13 protein-coding genes are annotated in these 16,493 nt (G+C 61.6%); 5 read left to right on the top strand and 8 right to left on the bottom strand.

Translation table 11 applies throughout. The annotated features are described in order from the left end of the window. Positions 1-6: 6 nt before the first annotated feature. A complete protein-coding gene (parC, locus tag AC4IHP_RS10680; RefSeq protein WP_024011349.1) occupies positions 7-2,271 on the top strand; it encodes a DNA topoisomerase IV subunit A in 2,265 nt (754 codons plus the stop codon). A gap of 185 nt (positions 2,272-2,456) precedes the next feature. Then, positions 2,457-3,167: a PqiC family protein gene (locus AC4IHP_RS10685; RefSeq protein ID WP_039756820.1), complete on the top strand. Its 711-nt coding sequence runs from the start codon at positions 2,457-2,459 to the stop codon at positions 3,165-3,167. A 231-nt stretch (positions 3,168-3,398) separates the two neighbouring features. Here the strand turns inward: AC4IHP_RS10685 and AC4IHP_RS10690 are convergent, their stop codons facing one another. Further along, entirely contained in the window at positions 3,399-4,910 is a 1,512-nt protein-coding gene (locus AC4IHP_RS10690) for an AhpA/YtjB family protein (protein WP_490831666.1), read from the bottom strand. A gap of 134 nt (positions 4,911-5,044) precedes the next feature. Between AC4IHP_RS10690 and serB the strand changes: the two genes are divergently transcribed. Beyond that, entirely contained in the window at positions 5,045-6,259 is a 1,215-nt protein-coding gene (gene serB / locus AC4IHP_RS10695; protein WP_460123379.1) for a phosphoserine phosphatase SerB, read from the top strand. A 103-nt stretch (positions 6,260-6,362) separates the two neighbouring features. On the opposite strand, the gene AC4IHP_RS10700 is transcribed toward serB, so the two are convergent. The 4 genes from AC4IHP_RS10700 to AC4IHP_RS10715 form a co-directional block, all read right to left on the bottom strand. Then, a complete protein-coding gene (locus tag AC4IHP_RS10700; RefSeq protein WP_490831667.1) occupies positions 6,363-8,111 on the bottom strand; it encodes a cyclic-di-GMP receptor FimW-related protein in 1,749 nt (582 codons plus the stop codon). 66 nt (positions 8,112-8,177) lie between these two features. Next, positions 8,178-9,038, bottom strand: a complete 861-nt coding sequence (gene asd / locus AC4IHP_RS10705; RefSeq protein WP_024011354.1) for an archaetidylserine decarboxylase — start codon at positions 9,036-9,038, stop codon at positions 8,178-8,180. Beyond that, complete coding sequence (rhdA, locus tag AC4IHP_RS10710) at positions 9,038-9,871, bottom strand: thiosulfate sulfurtransferase (protein ID WP_490831668.1); 834 nt, start codon at positions 9,869-9,871, stop codon at positions 9,038-9,040. The genes asd and rhdA overlap by 1 nt, the downstream gene beginning before the upstream one ends. Before the next feature lie 42 nt (positions 9,872-9,913). Beyond that, complete coding sequence (locus AC4IHP_RS10715) at positions 9,914-11,452, bottom strand: HDOD domain-containing protein (RefSeq protein ID WP_490831669.1); 1,539 nt, start codon at positions 11,450-11,452, stop codon at positions 9,914-9,916. Between the two features lie 165 nt (positions 11,453-11,617). Here AC4IHP_RS10715 and motA point away from each other — a divergent pair, with 165 nt between their 5' ends. Together motA and motB are read left to right on the top strand one after the other, a co-directional pair. Continuing rightward, a complete protein-coding gene (gene motA / locus AC4IHP_RS10720; RefSeq protein ID WP_024011357.1) occupies positions 11,618-12,469 on the top strand; it encodes a flagellar motor stator protein MotA in 852 nt (283 codons plus the stop codon). Between the two features lie 3 nt (positions 12,470-12,472). After that, positions 12,473-13,519, top strand: coding sequence for a flagellar motor protein MotB (gene motB / locus AC4IHP_RS10725; RefSeq protein WP_490831670.1), 1,047 nt, complete (start codon positions 12,473-12,475; stop codon positions 13,517-13,519). A gap of 107 nt (positions 13,520-13,626) precedes the next feature. Here motB and AC4IHP_RS10730 read toward each other — a convergent pair whose 3' ends face one another. The 3 genes from AC4IHP_RS10730 to rsgA form a co-directional block, all read right to left on the bottom strand. Next, entirely contained in the window at positions 13,627-14,112 is a 486-nt protein-coding gene (locus tag AC4IHP_RS10730) for a toll/interleukin-1 receptor domain-containing protein (RefSeq protein ID WP_490831671.1), read from the bottom strand. Continuing rightward, positions 14,112-15,071: a caspase family protein gene (locus AC4IHP_RS10735; RefSeq protein WP_460123394.1), complete on the bottom strand. Its 960-nt coding sequence runs from the start codon at positions 15,069-15,071 to the stop codon at positions 14,112-14,114. The genes AC4IHP_RS10730 and AC4IHP_RS10735 overlap by 1 nt, the downstream gene beginning before the upstream one ends. Before the next feature lie 313 nt (positions 15,072-15,384). After that, a complete protein-coding gene (gene rsgA, locus AC4IHP_RS10740; protein WP_024011360.1) occupies positions 15,385-16,416 on the bottom strand; it encodes a small ribosomal subunit biogenesis GTPase RsgA in 1,032 nt (343 codons plus the stop codon). Positions 16,417-16,493 lie beyond the last annotated feature (77 nt).

Below are 16,493 nucleotides of genomic sequence, written 5' to 3' on the forward strand. Positions count from 1 at the left end.
GCCCGCATGAGCGACTCCCTTGATCTCAGCCTGGACGGTGTAGAACGCCGCTCGCTGGCTGACTTCACCGAAAATGCCTACCTCAACTACTCCATGTACGTGATCATGGACCGCGCCTTGCCGCATATCGGCGACGGCCTGAAACCGGTACAGCGGCGTATCGTCTACGCCATGAGCGAGCTGGGGCTGGACGCCGATTCCAAGCACAAGAAATCGGCGCGTACCGTCGGTGACGTGCTCGGCAAGTTCCACCCCCACGGCGACTCGGCGTGCTACGAAGCGATGGTGCTGATGGCGCAGCCGTTCAGCTATCGCTACACGCTGGTCGACGGCCAAGGCAACTGGGGTGCGCCGGACGATCCGAAGTCCTTCGCCGCCATGCGTTACACCGAAGCGCGGCTGTCGCGCTATTCCGAAGTGCTGCTCAGCGAACTGGGCCAGGGCACCGCCGACTGGGGGCCAAACTTCGACGGCACCCTGCAGGAACCCCTGGTGTTGCCGGCGCGCCTGCCGAACATTCTGCTCAACGGCACCACGGGTATCGCCGTGGGCATGGCCACCGATGTGCCGCCGCACAACCTGCGTGAAGTCGCCACCGCCTGCGTGCGTCTGCTCGATGAGCCGAAAGCCACGGTCGAGCAGCTCTGCGAGCACATTCAGGGCCCGGACTATCCGACCGAAGCGGAAATCATCACCCCGCGCGCCGACCTGCTGAAGATGTACGAAACCGGCAAGGGCTCGGTGCGTATGCGCGCCGTGTACCACGTCGAGGATGGCGACATCATCGTCACCGCGCTGCCGCATCAGGTCTCCGGCGCCAAGGTGCTGGAGCAGATCGCCGCGCTGATGCAGGCCAAGCCGTCGAAAGCGCCGCAGATCGCCGATCTGCGCGACGAATCCGACCACGAAAACCCGTGCCGCATCGTGATCATCCCGGTCAACAGCCGCGTCGATCACGAAGCGCTGATGCAGCACCTGTTCGCCAGCACCGAGCTGGAGTCGACCTACCGGGTCAACGTCAACATCATCGGTCTGGACGGCAAGCCGCAACTGAAAAACCTGCGTGCGCTGCTGGTCGAATGGCTGGAGTTCCGCGTGCTGACGGTACGTCGCCGCCTGCAATTCCGCCTCGACAAGGTCGAACGTCGTCTGCACCTGTTGGATGGTTTGCTGATCGCCTACCTCAATCTGGATGAAGTGATCCACATCATCCGTACCGAGGAGCATCCGAAAGCCAAGCTCATCGAGCGTTTCGCCCTCAGTGAAATACAGGCCGATTACATCCTCGACACCCGTTTGCGTCAGTTGGCGCGACTGGAAGAGATGAAGCTGCGCGACGAGCAGGACGAACTGCTCAAGGAACAAGCCAAGCTGCAAGCCCTGCTGGGCAGCGAAGCGAAGCTCAAGAAATTGGTGCGCACCGAGCTGCTCAAAGACGCCGAAACCTACGGCGACGACCGCCGCTCGCCTATCGTCGAGCGCGCGGAAGCCAAGGCGTTGAGCGAACACGATCTGCTGCCGAACGAAAAAGTCACTGTCGTGCTGTCGGAAAAAGGCTGGGTGCGTTCGGCCAAGGGCCATGACATCGACGCCACCGGTCTGTCGTACAAGGCTGGCGATGGCTTCAAGACCTCGGCGGCGGGGCGCTCCAACCAGTTTGCGGTGTTCATCGACTCCACCGGCCGCAGCTATTCGGTCGCCGCGCACACCTTGCCGTCGGCCCGTGGACAGGGCGAACCGCTGACCGGCCGTCTGACGCCGCCACCGGGCGCATCGTTCGAATGCGTGCTGATGCCCGAAGACGATGCGCTGTACGTGATTGCCTCCGATGCCGGTTACGGCTTCGTGGTCAAAGGCGAAGATCTGCAAGCGAAGAACAAGGCCGGCAAAGCGCTGTTGAGCTTGCCGAACAACGCCAAGGTCATCGCGCCGCGCCCTGTGGCCGATCGTGAGCAGAACTGGCTGGCCTCGGTCACGACCGAAGGTCGCCTGCTGATCTTCAAAATCAGCGATCTGCCACAATTAGGTAAGGGCAAAGGCAACAAGATCATCGGTATCTCCGGTGAACGCGTGGCCAGTCGCGAAGAATATGTCACGGACATCGCCGTCCTGCCGGAAGGCGCCACCCTGGTGTTGCAGGCTGGCAAACGGACCCTGTCACTGAAAGCCGACGACCTCGAGCACTACAAAGGTGAGCGTGGCCGGCGCGGAAACAAACTTCCGCGCGGCTTTCAGCGGGTCGATGCGCTGCTCGTCGAAAACCTCAATTAGGCAAGAACGCCTTCCTAGAGCGTTCGATCTGCGATTAAACGCGTAGATCGACGCTTTGGCGCTGGAGTCGGAACGCATATTCACGGATGATATGGCCTTTCAAGCGCCGGCGTGGCCGAGCGTTCTTCATATTTATTGAGTATTTTCACTGTGGTCAGCCTTGTGGCGGCCACCTGGACGGGATGATGACTGCTCTACGCCCCCTTATTTTGTTGCTCGCCGGCGTTCTTGGCCTGGCGGGTTGCAGCGTTCACCAGCCGGTGTCGCTGTATCAACTGGACAGCGGAAGTCCGGTTCAGCCTGCGCAAAGCGCGGGCATGGCGGTTTTGCTGGGGCCAGTGGTAGTGGCCGATTACCTGCAACGCGAAACCCTGCTGCAACGTCAACCCGACGGCAGCCTGCAAGCGGCGACCGACGGTCGTTGGGCTGGCAGCCTTTCGTCGGATATCGATCAGCTGCTGATGCGTCAGGTCGCCGGTCATCTGGACAGCCAGCGTGTGGTGCTGGCGCCTGCCACGGCCGGGTTCACGCCGGATGTGCAGGTGTTGCTGACCATCACTCGTCTGGATTCCGGAGCGAAGCAACCGGCTATTCTCGATGCGCAATGGCGTTTGATCGACCGTCGAGGCAAGGTGCGCGATAACCGCATCATTCATCTGCAGGAGTTGCACGCCGGCAGCACCGCTTCGCAGGTGCAGGCACAAGGTATCCTGTTGCAGCGTCTGGCCGAGCAGTTGTCGGTGGCGCTCAAGCCTCTGGCCAACCAGCCGCCAGTGGCCGAGGCACCGCGTAAAGCCGCGCCGAAACCCGCAGCGCCGGCGGCGGATGCCGAGAAGCAACCGAAGATTCCAATGGCCTCGCCGATCCGTACCGATATGGAAGTGTTCCGCTTCTGAGGCTGGAACGAGTCAGAACAGAGCCCGCCTTGTGCGGGCTTTGTTGTATCTGGGGGGCAGAGATTATTCGTCTTCAGCGCTGGCCCCTTCGCGAGCAGGCTTGCTCCCACAGGGCCTGCACGTCGCCGATCAAATGTGGGAGCGAGCCTGCTCGCGAAGGGGCCAGCGCAGGCAACAAAAAGCCCGCAGACAATCACTCGTCTGCGGGCTTTTGCGTATCTGGCCTAAGCCTTACGCCCGGCGCTCATGCATCCGCGCCAGTTGCCGCTCCAGCATCGACGGATAAGGCTCCATCAACCGCTCCACACAGCAAGCACCCTCGGGGCTGGCGATCGGCCGGATCCGCGCACGCTGGCGAATCAGCGCGTCATCGCTGATCTTGCGCTCGACCAGCAGCAGATTGCGGCTGTGTTGCGACAAGGCCAGTGCATCCTGGGCTGAATCGGTCAGCAGCAGATCGATCTGGCTCAGACCGAACAGTTCGTCGCCCAAGGTCAGGCCCAACTGCAATTGCAGGGTGATGCCGCTGTCCGCGACCTCGATCTGCAACTGATGGCCCAGAGCACGCAGCAGTTCGCCGCAGCAGATGGCATTGGTCAGGTAATCGTCGCCGCAATCTTCGGTGTGGAACAGCAACAGCGTGCTGCCATCGTTGAGGGTTTCGATTTCGCCCTGATACAGCGAAGCGGCCTGCTCGAGGCAGTCGCGATAGCGTTCCTGCAATTCTTCCAGACGTGCGCGCGGCAAGCGGCGCAGTTGTTCCTGCGAACCCAGTTGCACGGCCAGTACGGCGGTGTGCTGCGCAACGTCCGGGCTCGGTTTGCGCGTGAGCGGTTGGGCGGCGCCGTTGAGCGATTCGTCGCGCAGGTCGGCGAAAGCGTCATCGTCATCATCGTCTTCGACGGTGCTGACCAAGTGACGCGGTGCCGGTTTCTTCGCGGCCAGCGGGCGGCTTTCATCGAAGCTTGGATCGCGCAGGTTACGCACCTCGAATTCAGGCTCGTCTTCCTCCTCGGCGAATTCCGGCTCGGGTTCAGGCTCGGGCTCGGGCTCCGGGGCATAGCTGGCGTGCAGCTGGCGCGCCAGATCGCCGATTTCATCCTGACGATCAATGCCCGGAGTGTGCGCGTCGATCCGGCGCAGCCACACGCGCAATTGCAGCAATGGCGTCGACAGATAGCGGCCCATGCGCAAGCTCAGGGCCAGCGACAGCGCCAACAGAATCGCGCTCAAAATGCCCATGCTCTGCAGGCTGATCGTCATCGGCTGCTGGAACTGATCCATATCGAGGCTGATGCGCAGTTGCCCGGCGGTCACGTCCTGGAAAGTGATCTTGCTCTCGTACATGCCCTCGGCTTCGCCCAGCAGGCTGTGCTTGGGACGCTGACCGGACTCGGCGAGGATGCGGTTGTCCACGCTGTAGATCGCCGCATGGGCGACCAGTTTGTTCTTGGTCAGGTTGTTGAGCAGCACATTGAGGCTGAGGATGTCGTTGGACACCAGCAGCTCGGTGGCTGACGTGGCGGTCTGCGTGGTCAGGCTTTCGCCCAGCGCATCGGCCTGCTCGTGCATGGCCTGCTTGAATTGCAGCCCCATCACCCCGGCATAGATCACCAGGGCCAGAGCGACCAGGATCACGTTGTGGCTGGCAATGCGCAATGCAATCGGTACACGGCGGTGGCGCAGTGCACGGAAGATCAGCAGGAAGAAGTTATCGGTTTTGACTGGCGTGGGCCGGTTCACTTGAGCTCGGCTCTTTGTCCGTGAAGTTGACGCGCAGTATAGCGACAGGCCCCAGACCGGCAAAGCGCTCGCGGTGCCCGATGGTCACTGAAAGTGGGTAGAATGCGGTTTTTTTCCAGTTGCGGGGGTGCGCGTTGCGCGAAATCGTCCTGATTAACATCACGGGAGTCGACCGTCCGGGTCTGACGGCGGCCATCACCGGTGTTCTGGCGCAGGGTGGGGTGAACATTCTCGACATCGGTCAGGCGGTGATCCACGACACCCTGTCGTTCGGCATCCTGGTTGAAATTCCCGATTCCGAACAAGGCAAATCGGTGCTCAAGGACATCCTGTTCAAGGGCTACGAACTGGATCAGCAGGTGCGTTTCACCCCGGTGTCCGAAGAGGACTACCAGCAGTGGGTAGGCAATCAGGGCAAGAAACGCCATATCGTTACCCTGCTGACGCGCAAGGTCACTGCCGGCCAGTTGCAGGCGGTCAGCGCGATCACCGCCAAATATGGGCTGAACATCGACCATATCGACCGTCTGTCGGGGCGCATGCCGCTGGACACACCGGCCGACAAGGGCAAGGGCTGCATCGAATTTTCCGTACGCGGCGAAGCGGCCGATCCGCAGGCGCTGCGCGCCGAATTCCTCAGCGTTGCCCAGGAATTGAACGTCGATATCGCCTTCCAGGAAGACTCGCTGTTCCGACGCAATCGGCGTCTGGCCGTATTCGACATGGACTCGACCCTCATCGAAGCAGAAGTCATCGATGAGCTGGCCAAGGCAGCAGGCGTGGGTGATCTAGTGTCCGAAATCACCGAGCGCGCCATGGCCGGCGAGCTGGATTTCCGCGCCAGCTTCAAGGAGCGTCTGGCGCTGCTCAAGGGCCTCGACGTCAGCGTGCTCGACTCGATCGGCGCTTCGCTGCGTTTGACCGAAGGCGCCGAAACCCTGTTCGCCGAGCTCAAGCGTCTCGGCTACAAGACCGCGATTCTGTCTGGCGGCTTCACTTATTTCGCCAAGCAACTGCAGGCCAGGCTTGGCATCGATTACGTATTCGCCAACGAGCTGGAAGTGGTCGACGGCAAGTGCACCGGCGTGGCGATCGAGCCGATTGTCGATGCGCAGCGCAAGGCTGACTTGCTCAAGGAACTGGCACACAAGGAAGGCTTGCGTCTGGAGCAGACCATTGCCGTCGGCGACGGCGCCAACGATCTGCCGATGCTGGCGATTGCCGGGCTGGGCGTGGCGTTCCGCGCCAAACCGCTGGTCAAACAGTCGGCGAAGCAGGCGATTTCGACGCTGGGGCTCGATGGTGTGTTGTATCTGCTGGGCTTCCGGGATCGCGACGGGCAGCTCTGAGATCTCCATAAGCTGATCTGGCCTCTTCGCGAGCAGGCTCGCTCCCACAGGAAATCTCATTCCAGTGTGGGAGCGAGCCTGCTCGCGAAGGCCGCGCCTCGGCCTACAACGAATTCCACAACGAATCAAAATCCTCCTCGCCCCCGCCATTCTGCGCAGGATCCAGCGAGCGATAGGCGAACTGGTTGAAGCTGTGCGTACTCGCCACCCGCCGATCCAGCCCGGCGCGGTGTTCCTCGCCCTGAGTGTTGATCAACACCTTGTTGCCTTCCTGAAATGGCAGACGCGGCGCGAGCAAGGTGGCCGGCACATCGATCGCACTGATTTCCGGCAGCAGCAAGCCGCGCAAATACTGGCTGTGATCGTCTTTCGTCCGTACCAGTTGCAGACCGCACGGCTGTGCGTGGGGCGCGACCAGTTCGATGCCCATCTGCGTGCCGCTGCCCCGCACCTGGCGGATCCAGCGAATCACCGCAATGCTCCAGCCTGTGTTCTCGCTGTCCTGAATGCCGAGCATTTCCCCGGCCTGCAATTCGGCCGGCACCTCGCTCGGCCAGGCCAGGCAATAGCCGCCGGGGCTGTGATTGATCACCGGCAAGGCGTACGTCGGATAATTCGGCGCATTGCCGGGGCCGTCGTCCTCGCTCAACTGGTCGTACTGGATTTCCTCGTACGGCAACAGCTCATTGTTGCTTTGCGGGGCGGCGTCGAACGCTTGGCTCCAGCTGTCCTTTTCGCCGTTGGCCACCACGCTGCTGAAATTTGCCGCGCGGGCACCGGGATGTTTGAGCAACTCGCTGAAGGTGCGCTCGCCGCCGAGGTAGAAGTGCAGGGCGCTCATGCCGACGCACACAGTCAAGGTGCCTTGGCCGGCGATGCGCTGAAAGCTGCGTTCCGCCGCTTGGCCCCAAGTGGCATGGAGATGTTGCAGGGTATCGATGCTGAGACCGGCAGAGACGGGCAAGGGTGTCGAGGTCGGCTGGTGCAGCAAGTGCGTTTCGAGCTGTTTGACCAGCGGTTGCGGATCGAAGCCCAGCAGTCCGCTCTGTTGTTCGCTGCGAAACATCTTGCGATAGCGTGGGCCGACATCGAGTTCCGGGCTGACCGCAAACAGGCCGTCGTCGGCGCTTCCGGGATGCAGCTTGAGCAGGGCGCTCCACGGCTCGATTACCTCCGCCAGTCTGGCAATCTGGCTCTGACGCAATTGATTGCAACGGGCGCTGCCCAATAGCAGTGCGGCGATGTAGGTCTGTTCGACGCTCAGTTCGCTGGTCAAAAAGGCCAGATCATCGCGCAGCCGTCGTTGTTGCAGCTGCAATTGCGCAGCGCTGCGATACAGCTGATGCAATGCGAACCACAGGTACTCCGGCGGTGAACTGTACAGCTGCGTGGCGCGCACCAGTTGCGCCTTGAGGGCATGCGCCGCGCGTTGCACTGCTGTGCTGACCAGCGTCGCCCGATCCTTGCTGTATTTGGGCAGGATGCGCAGAACGATCTGTTGATAGCCGATGGCCAACTGACCTTGCAGCGCCTGACACAGATTGCTGACTTTGCGCGAACGTTCGTCGAGCATGATCGCCTGATGCAGAAAGTGCCGCTCCAGATGCTGGCAGACGAAATACACCTCGGGCCGCAGCAGTTCCAGGAGTTGCAGGCGATTATCGCTGGGGGTGAGCAACAGGTTCAGTTCGCCCAGGCCTTGATAGAGCAGGCGGGCGGTTTCGCTGATGTTGGCCTTGGGCAGGCCGGCGATCCAGCGCTTGAGGTCGCGCGGGCTGGCGTCGCAGAACGACAGACGCGTTTGCGTGGGAATCGGCACGCGCAGCGTGGGAGAAAAGTTGGTCTGGCTCATGAGCAAAACCATAGCAGCAAATGCCGCGGTTTGCGGAAGCAGCCTCGGCTGCTTCCGCGAACAGGGTCACGCTTTCGGCAGTGCCAGCCCTTGGCCCATTTGCACTGGCGAACCGGCCACCAGTTCTTCGGCCCACTTCACCTGATCCGGGCCAAACAGCACGATTGCGGTCGAACCGAGCTTGAAGCGTCCCAGTTCCGCGCCTTTTTCCAGATGAATCGGTGCGCGTGCGGCCTCGTCGTAGCGGAAGGTTTTCAGCTCGCGCTTCGGTGGGGTGACCAGGCCGGCCCACACGGTTTCGATCGAAGCGACAATCATCGCGCCCACCAGCACCACGGCCATCGGCCCGCGTTCTGTATCGAAAATGCACGCCACACGCTCGTTGCGGGCGAACAGCTCCGGGACGTTTTCGGCGGTGGTCTGGTTCACCGAGAAAATCCGCCCCGGGATGTAGACCATTTCGCGCAGGGTGCCGGCCAGCGGCATGTGCACGCGGTGGTAGTCCTTCGGCGACAGGTAAATGGTGGCAAAGTCGCCGCCCATGAACGGCGCTGCGTTGGCCGCATCACCGCCGAGCAATTCGAGCACACTGAAACTGTGGCCCTTGGCCTGGAACACGCGACCGTGCTCGATCGGGCCGAGCTGGCTGACCGCACCGTCGGCCGGGCTGAGGATTGCGCCCGGAGTTTCGTCCAGTGGACGCGCGCCGTCTTTCAGGGCGCGCGTGAAGAATGCGTTGAAGTGCTCGTAAGCGGTCAGGTCTTCGACCAATGCTTGCGACATGTCCACTTGATAACGCTTGGCGAACCATTGGGTGAAGGCATTCTTGAACCAGCGCACGCGGCATTCGGCGATGCAGCCGGCCAGGCGCGACAGCAGGTGATGCGGCAGCAGGTACTGACTGAGGATAAACAGACGCTCTTTCATTAGTTGTCCTTAAAACCTTGAATCTCGACAGGCGTGTCAGGGTGGTTGCCCCATTCGCCCCAGGAACCGGCGTAGCCCTTGACCCGCGGATAACCGAGGGCTTTGGCCACCAGATAAGTGAAGCCCGACCGGTGATGGGTCTGGCAGTGGGTAATGATTTCCTTGTCCTTGGTGATCCCGAGCTGTTCGAGGATCTGCGGCATGTCGCTGCGGATGCGCAACTGACGCGTCTGGTCCATGCCGGCGGTCCATTCGAAATTGACCGCGCCGGGGATGTGTCCACCCTTGGCAGCGAGGACTTTTTCGCCGGAATATTCCAGCGGCCCGCGCGCATCCCAGATCGCCAGATCCGCTGCACCGAGGCGGCTTTGCAGGTATTCGCGGGTGGCGGTCGGTTCGTCGTGCAGGCTCAGCGACAGCGGGCCACCGACAACGGGCGGTACCTGGATCGACATCGGCATACCGTCCGCCAGCCAGGCCGGCAAACCACCGTCTATATAGTGGTACTTGTCGTGGCCAATGACGTCGAGCAGCCAGATGAAACGCCCGGCCCAGCCACCGCCCTCGTCGTCATACACCACATAGACCGCGTCTTTGCGATGACCGAGCTCACCAAACAACGCTTCCAGATCGGCTTTCGCCGGCATCAGCCCCGGCGCCGGTGGCTGGCCGAGCTGGGTGCGTTTCGGGTCGACAAAACGTGCGCCGGGCAAGTGACCTTCGGCATACCGGGCAGGGCTGGTCAGGTCCACCAGAATCAGTTCCGGGGACTCCAGACGCGGCAGCAGGTCGCTCGGCTCGATGACAAGCGGCAAGCCAGAGAAGTCAGACATGTGAGGTCTCCAGAGCACAAAGGGGAGGATTGTAGCGCAGGCTCATTGGCCACGGCTGCTAAAGCTGTGCAGGGCTTTTTCAATGCACTGCGCGGTTTTGCCGAAGGCTTGCACGGTGATGTCGGCGAACGGCCCACCGCCCTGATCGGCAACGACGATCATGATCACCCGGCCGTTGTTGACCAATGAACGCAGGAACAGATGCTCACCACGAAACAGCGTGCGCAGGCTCGCCGGTAACAAGGCAGAAAATTGCGCGTTGTTCTCCGGCGTGATCCGCACCTGCGCCTGTTGAGCGAGCAGACGCTGCAGGACTTTGCTCTGGCTGACGACCAGACTCAGCGCCGCTGCCTCCTTCGGCAAGCCGGCGGTCTGGTGTGCGCGCAGAGTCGAGTGCGTGCGGTCGGCCATCAGAATCATCACCCGGCGCATGCCGCTGGCCAACAGTGCCTCGCGGGCGGCGACGGTCAGGCTCATGGCGTTGGTGAAGCGGCTGGGCTCGGCGAGCAGTTCAGCGCATTGCCGACGCCACTGGCTCAGATCATCCGCATTTGGCGCTGCGGCCGGGAGCATGCCGGCCGGCAACCGGCGAGTGCCCCACGGCCAGATCAGCGAAACCGCCGGGTGCCACAAATCAGGCATCGCATGCTGACGCGCGCTGTTCGCCGCTTGCTGGTGCAACTGTTGCTGCACTTCGTCCATGGAGATCTGCAGATAGAGGCTGGTCAGGTACTGCCAGCGCTTGCTGTGCGGACTGTCCCAGGCCTGTTGCGCCGACAGCGCCAGGCCGTTGGCGAGCAGCACGGTATTCGCCGGCTGGTTGAGCCAGCGGCGTAGCGTCGGGTCTTCGTCGAGGCGATTCTGCTGGCGCAGCGGGTGTTCACTGTCGCGGGCGATGCGCAGCACTTTGACCAGTTCGCGTTGTTCGCTGAGCAGCAATTTGTAGCCTTGCTCGACCCAGATCGGCAGGTGCCAGGCCTGGACCAGTGCCTCGGCAATCCTCAGCAGGCGCACGCCGAACAACTGCTTTTCGACCACACGCGCCGATTCGCCCTTGTGGATCACGCGCAATTCCCACTCTTCGAGTAGTTGCGGGTAGGTCAGTGCCAGTGGCCACAGCGGCGACAAAAACAGCAAGCTGCCCCAGTGGATGTCCTGCCACAGTCGCGCCAGGCGACTGGCAAAAAAACCGTTGGCCTGCTGTGTCGCGTGTTGGCTGATCAACTGCAATTGGCGCAAAGCCTTGGGGATCTGCCGGTGCGGTTCGGCGGGCAGGCGCGCGAGCAATTCTTCGGTGCGCGCAAGGCCCAGGCGATTGATTGCAACCTCGAGATTTTCCGCTGGCGCGGCCATGGTGCCGTGGGTGTGACGATTCGCCTCACGGATGATGCTCAAGGCCAGCGCCGGGCTGTCCTGCATCAGATCGGCAATGTCGCGCAGCGAGCTGCGATTGTCGCGGATCGCCCGGCAGACTTTGTCGTGAGCCTCTTGCGGCACGGGCAGACGGACGCTGTCGAGCAGCTTGACCCACGCCTGGAGGGTGGTCGGTTTTACCGACGCAATGTTCGTTTCATTAGCCATGTCTGGACAAGATCTTCACTGACTGTAGACGCGCCCGGCATGGGCTAAATTGGCTTTTCGCCTGAACTGGCTATAGTCTGGCGCAGTTTTGCCGATAAGTAGAAGAAGAGATTTTTTAACTTCCGAATATGACCTTGAACCCGACTCAGTAAGTACCTTCTACCTATGGCTAAAATTATCGGCATCATCGTCGTATTCGCGAGCGTGCTCGGCGGATACGTGCTCTCCCACGGCAAGATTGCCGCCCTGATCCAGCCTTTCGAGGTGATGATCATCGGCGGTGCGGCCCTCGGCGCATTCCTCCAGGCCAACCCTGGTTATATGACGATGCACGTGCTCAAGAAATCCCTGAGCATGTTCGGTTCGCGCTTCACCCACACCTTCTATCTGGAGGTGCTCGGGCTGATCTACGAGATCCTCAACAAGAGCCGCCGCGAAGGCATGATGGCGATTGAAGGCGACATCGAAGATGCGGCCGCGAGCCCGATTTTCGCCAAGTACCCGGCGGTGCTCAAGGATGAACGCATGACCGCGTTCGTCTGTGATTACCTGCGCATCATGTCCTCCGGCAACATGGCTCCGCACGAACTCGAAGGCCTGTTCGACATGGAGCTGTACAGCCTCAAGGAAGACCTCGAGCACCCATCGCACGCAGTCAACGGCATCGCCGACGGCATGCCCGGTTTCGGTATCGTTGCGGCGGTACTCGGTATCGTGGTGACCATGGCCTCGCTGGGCGAGGGTGACCAGGCGTCGATCGGTCTGCACGTGGGTGCGGCACTGGTCGGGACCTTCTTCGGTATCCTCGCGGCGTACGGTTTCTTCGGTCCGCTGGCGCACTCCCTGGCCCACGATGCCAAGGAAGAACTGAACGTCTACGAAGCCATCAAGGCCTCGCTGGTGGCTTCGGCGTCCGGCATGCCGCCGTCGCTGGCGGTCGAGTTCGGGCGCAAGGTTCTGTACCCGGCGCACCGTCCGAGCTTCGCCGAGCTGGAACAAGCGGTTCGCGGTCGTTAAGAAATGGAAAATAATCAGCCGATCATCGTCAAGCGCGTCAAGCGCATTGCCGCCGGGCACCACGGCGGGGCGTGGAAAATCGCTTTCGCCGACTTCGCCACGGCAATGATGGCGTTCTTTCTGGTGCTGTGGCTGCTGTCCACCGCCACACCGGAACAGAAGATCGCCATCGCCGGTTATTTCAAGGACCCGGTCGGCTTCTCCGAAAGCGGCACGCCGTACATCATCGATCTCGGTGGTACGCCGACCCTGGCGCCGGAGAACACCCTCAACCCGGAAGTGAAGTCACAGCCGCAACCGGACAAGGTTACGGTCGATACCGATCAGGTTGAAGGCATGGCCGAGCAGGTCGAGAAGGAGCGTCTCGAACTGCTGCTGCAAGAATTGCAGAACAAGGTCGACGAGAACCCGCAACTGCAGAAGTTCAAGGATCAGATCCTTTTCGAGATCACGCCGAACGGCTTGCGCATCCAGATCATGGACGCCGAGAACCGGCCGATGTTCGACTCCGGTTCCGCGCGCCTGAAGCCGTACTTCGAAGACATCCTGCTGGCCATGGCCGACACCATCAAAGCGGTGCCGAACAAGATCAGCATCAGCGGCCACACCGACGCCAAGCCGTACATTGGCACTGGCGACTATGGCAACTGGGAACTCTCGGCCAACCGCGCCAATGCCGCGCGTCGGGCACTGGTCGCCGGCAGCTACCCGGATGCGCAGGTCGCGCGAGTGGTCGGTTATGCCTCGTCGGCCCTGTTCGATCGGGAAAACCCGTTCAACCCGGTCAACCGCCGGATCGACATCGTCGTACTGACCAAAAAAGCCCAGGCCGCTATTGAAGGTGCGCAGGGTCCTGAGGCAGCGAAACCGGCGGATCAGGGTCAGAACGGTGCTGCTCCGGCAGCCCCGGTTGATCCGAATGCGTTGCCGGCGGACAAACAGCCAGTGCCGGCCCATGAGCTGCGCGAGCGCTTGAATCTGTTTGACGATGCGGCGCCGAAACCGGCTGAGCCGGGTGGGGCGACGCCAGCGCCTGCGCCGAAGCAGTAAGTGACAAAAAAGCCGACAGTGATGTCGGCTTTTTTGTGGCTGTCGCTTTCATGTCGCGGATTTTTTCGTAGCGCTACGACAATGATCGGGGGCGGGACTGTGAGGGCTCAGAATCCCCGACGAATCCGGTTCTTCAGCTGTTCATGAAACATCTCTGCATCGCGCTTGTACGCGCCTTTCACCGAGTCGCTGAACGAATCCAGGGTGATCGAGCGCTGGTTTGACACCTCCTCACGATACGCATCGATAAAGAAATCCAGATCGCTGGCCGTGCTCAGCTTCGGCCACTTGTCCAGATAGATCGGCAATTGCGCCGGCCCGGTCTTGAACGTACAGATCCGCCGATTGCTGATTGTTGCCTCGCCAATTTCGAATGGCACCCACCACGACAGTGCAGTCTTCTCCGACACTACCGCCAGCAGATGCGTGCACTCGGTGATGTTGCGGGTAATGACCCCGGTGATGTCGTCGGTGGTCTGCGATTCCGGATCCAGCACGTCGAGGTAAGTCCTGATCTTCGCCTGGGTCAGGCGGGTGTTGATGGCGATCGCATGGCTGCGATCCACATGGCGGTAGCTGATGAAAACTGGCATCAGAAATGTCCTTTGAGGGCGAGTTCGCGGTAATAGGCACCGAGTGCCGTCAAGCGGCAGCCGGTCGAGTGAATGGCGGCGTAGTACATGTGCTCGGCATCGACCGGCTCGATCAGGCTGTGGCGGTTGCACTTCTGCAACTGGGCGAAGACCTCGCCGTGCTCAGGCACGAACGCCTTTTCGGTGGGTTCATAGCTGGGGTCGAGCGGCAGGACCGATTCGGCTTCGGCGAACCAGTCCGGCAATTTGCGCAGGATCTCCTTGGGAATCAGTGGCGAGACTTCGCGCAGGGAAATGAACTGCGACACATTGGTCTTGAACACCGGGCGCTGCTCCCAGGCGCCGAGCGCGTTGTCGACGAAGGAATACAGGCTGCCGGGGGTGATCCTGCCGAGAATATTCGCCGCGCCGCCATGCAACGCTTGCAGGAGCAGGCCGGTGAACACGCCATGCTGCGCGCCCTCCAGCGCCGGCTCGGCTTTTTTACACGCCGTGAGGATGGTCATGCCCTCGCCGACCATGCTGCTCTCGCTGCGCAAGGCGCGCACTTCGCCGGCCGCACCGCTTTCGCAGCAGTCGAGGATGATCACTTTGTTTTTGATTCGCGTGGCCTTGTCCGCCCAGTTGAGGATGTCGCTGATGCGGATGCCGTCCTTGGCGTTGCGGTAGTCCTGCGCGATCAACATGCCTTCGTCAGTATCGGCGTCGAAACCACCATGACCGGCGAAATACAGCAGGGCGACGTTGCAGTCACCGGAAAACAACTCGCGAATCTGGTCTTCGAGTTTTTGCCGGCTCAGATAATCCTCGGCGGACGTCAACAGGACATTCTTGAAGTTGGGGTCGCCGTTGGCGTTGGTTTTCAATACCGAGGCCATGGCCATGGCGTCGTTGCAACAGCCGCTCAGCCCGCCGATATGCGTGTAATCGTTGATGCCGATGAACAGTCCCTTGCGCATGGTCACACCGCCGTTTGCAGGCGGATCGCGCCGACGATGCTGGGGGCGTTGCACAAGTGGGCGTAGCGAGACGAATGGCTGATGTATAAAACACAGGTTGGCATGGCTTTCCTCGAAGGTCGCTGTGAGCGAAGGAGGAAAGGAATGTAGGCCGCTGGCGCAGGCCTACAAGCTCTGCGCAGTAAAACAGAAAGGTCCTGCAAGCAGGCGCGCAAAAGCCTACAGACAAGGCTGATGTTTAAGAGGGAGAGGCGTGCGTCAGATGCAGTCCGACAACCGGCAGCCCATCGCGCAGGGCTGCCGGCGTGGCTGTTTAATAGCCGTTTTCAGGCAGGCTGGCGATGATCGAACGGTAACTGTTCATCCGTTGCTGCTGGATGCGGCCATCTTCGAGCGCCTTGAGCAGGGCGCAGCCCGGTTCGCGGTCGTGCTTGCAATCGCGGAAACGGCAAGTGCCGAGGAGATCGTCGAACTCTATGAAACCGGCTTCGACGTCGGCGCGGCTGACGTGGCCCAGACCGAATTCGCGGATGCCCGGGGAGTCGATCAGTTCACCGCCACCGGGGAAATGGAACAGCCGCGCAGTGGTGGTGGTGTGGGTGCCCTGACCGGACAGCTCGGACAACGGCCCGACACGGGTTTCGACTTCCGGCAACAAGCTGTTGACCAGCGACGACTTGCCGACGCCGGACTGGCCGACGAATACGCTGATGCGCCCGTCGAGCTGCTTTTGCAGTTGCTCCATGCCGTCGCCGTGATGCGCCGAGACTTCCAGCACCGGATAACCGAGCGTGCGGTACACCGCCAGCAACGCGTTCAGCGCCGGGGCGTTCTGCTCGTCGATCAGGTCGAATTTGTTCAGCAGCAGAAGCGGACGGATGCCGGCGTGTTCGGCGGCGACCAGGTAGCGGTCGATCAGGTTGGCGTGCGGCTCGGGCAGCGGCGCGAACACGATAACGATCATGTCGACGTTGGCGGCAACCGGCTTGAGCTGGCCACGGCTGTCGGGGCGGCACAGTTCGGTGCTGCGCGGCAGTTGCGCGACGATCACGCCAATGCCTTGGTTGCCGGCGCGCCAGACGACTTTATCGCCGGTGACCAGCGCCGGCAGGTTGGCGCGCAAGTGGCAGCGGAACACTTGACCGGCGAGTTCGCCGTCAACGGCCTCGACTTCGACCTGCACACCGAAGTGGGCGATCACCAGGCCGTGTTGCTCAGGGCCGAGGTCGCCGCCCTCGAGGGCCTCGACCGCCGAGGACTCGCGTTTGGCGGCGCGTGCGGCGCGCTCGCCCTGAATCTTTTCGATGCGCCAGTTTTGACGACGATTGAGTTGGCGTTTGGCCATGGGTGTTCCGTCTGAAGAATGCAGCGATTAGGTAAAACGGCCGCGAGTTTAGCACGCCCGGCCACCGGCCTAGGCTA

The organism is Pseudomonas sp. UF-293, assembly GCF_058245595.1.

Excerpts from the sequence above, each read along its gene's own strand:
- motA (WP_024011357.1), top strand. The coding sequence starts at position 11,618 with ATGGCTAAAATTATCGGCATCATCGTCGTATTCGCGAGCGTGCTCGGC.
- AC4IHP_RS10685 (WP_039756820.1), top strand. The coding sequence starts at position 2,457 with ATGACTGCTCTACGCCCCCTTATTTTGTTGCTCGCCGGCGTTCTTGGC.
- motB (WP_490831670.1), top strand. The coding sequence starts at position 12,473 with ATGGAAAATAATCAGCCGATCATCGTCAAGCGCGTCAAGCGCATTGCC.
- AC4IHP_RS10700 (WP_490831667.1), bottom strand. The coding sequence starts at position 8,111 with ATGAGCCAGACCAACTTTTCTCCCACGCTGCGCGTGCCGATTCCCACG.
- AC4IHP_RS10735 (WP_460123394.1), bottom strand. The coding sequence starts at position 15,071 with ATGCGCAAGGGACTGTTCATCGGCATCAACGATTACACGCATATCGGC.
- AC4IHP_RS10715 (WP_490831669.1), bottom strand. The coding sequence starts at position 11,452 with ATGGCTAATGAAACGAACATTGCGTCGGTAAAACCGACCACCCTCCAG.
- parC (WP_024011349.1), top strand. The coding sequence starts at position 7 with ATGAGCGACTCCCTTGATCTCAGCCTGGACGGTGTAGAACGCCGCTCG.
- AC4IHP_RS10730 (WP_490831671.1), bottom strand. The coding sequence starts at position 14,112 with ATGCCAGTTTTCATCAGCTACCGCCATGTGGATCGCAGCCATGCGATC.
- rhdA (WP_490831668.1), bottom strand. The coding sequence starts at position 9,871 with ATGTCTGACTTCTCTGGCTTGCCGCTTGTCATCGAGCCGAGCGACCTG.
- asd (WP_024011354.1), bottom strand. The coding sequence starts at position 9,038 with ATGAAAGAGCGTCTGTTTATCCTCAGTCAGTACCTGCTGCCGCATCAC.
- rsgA (WP_024011360.1), bottom strand. The coding sequence starts at position 16,416 with ATGGCCAAACGCCAACTCAATCGTCGTCAAAACTGGCGCATCGAAAAG.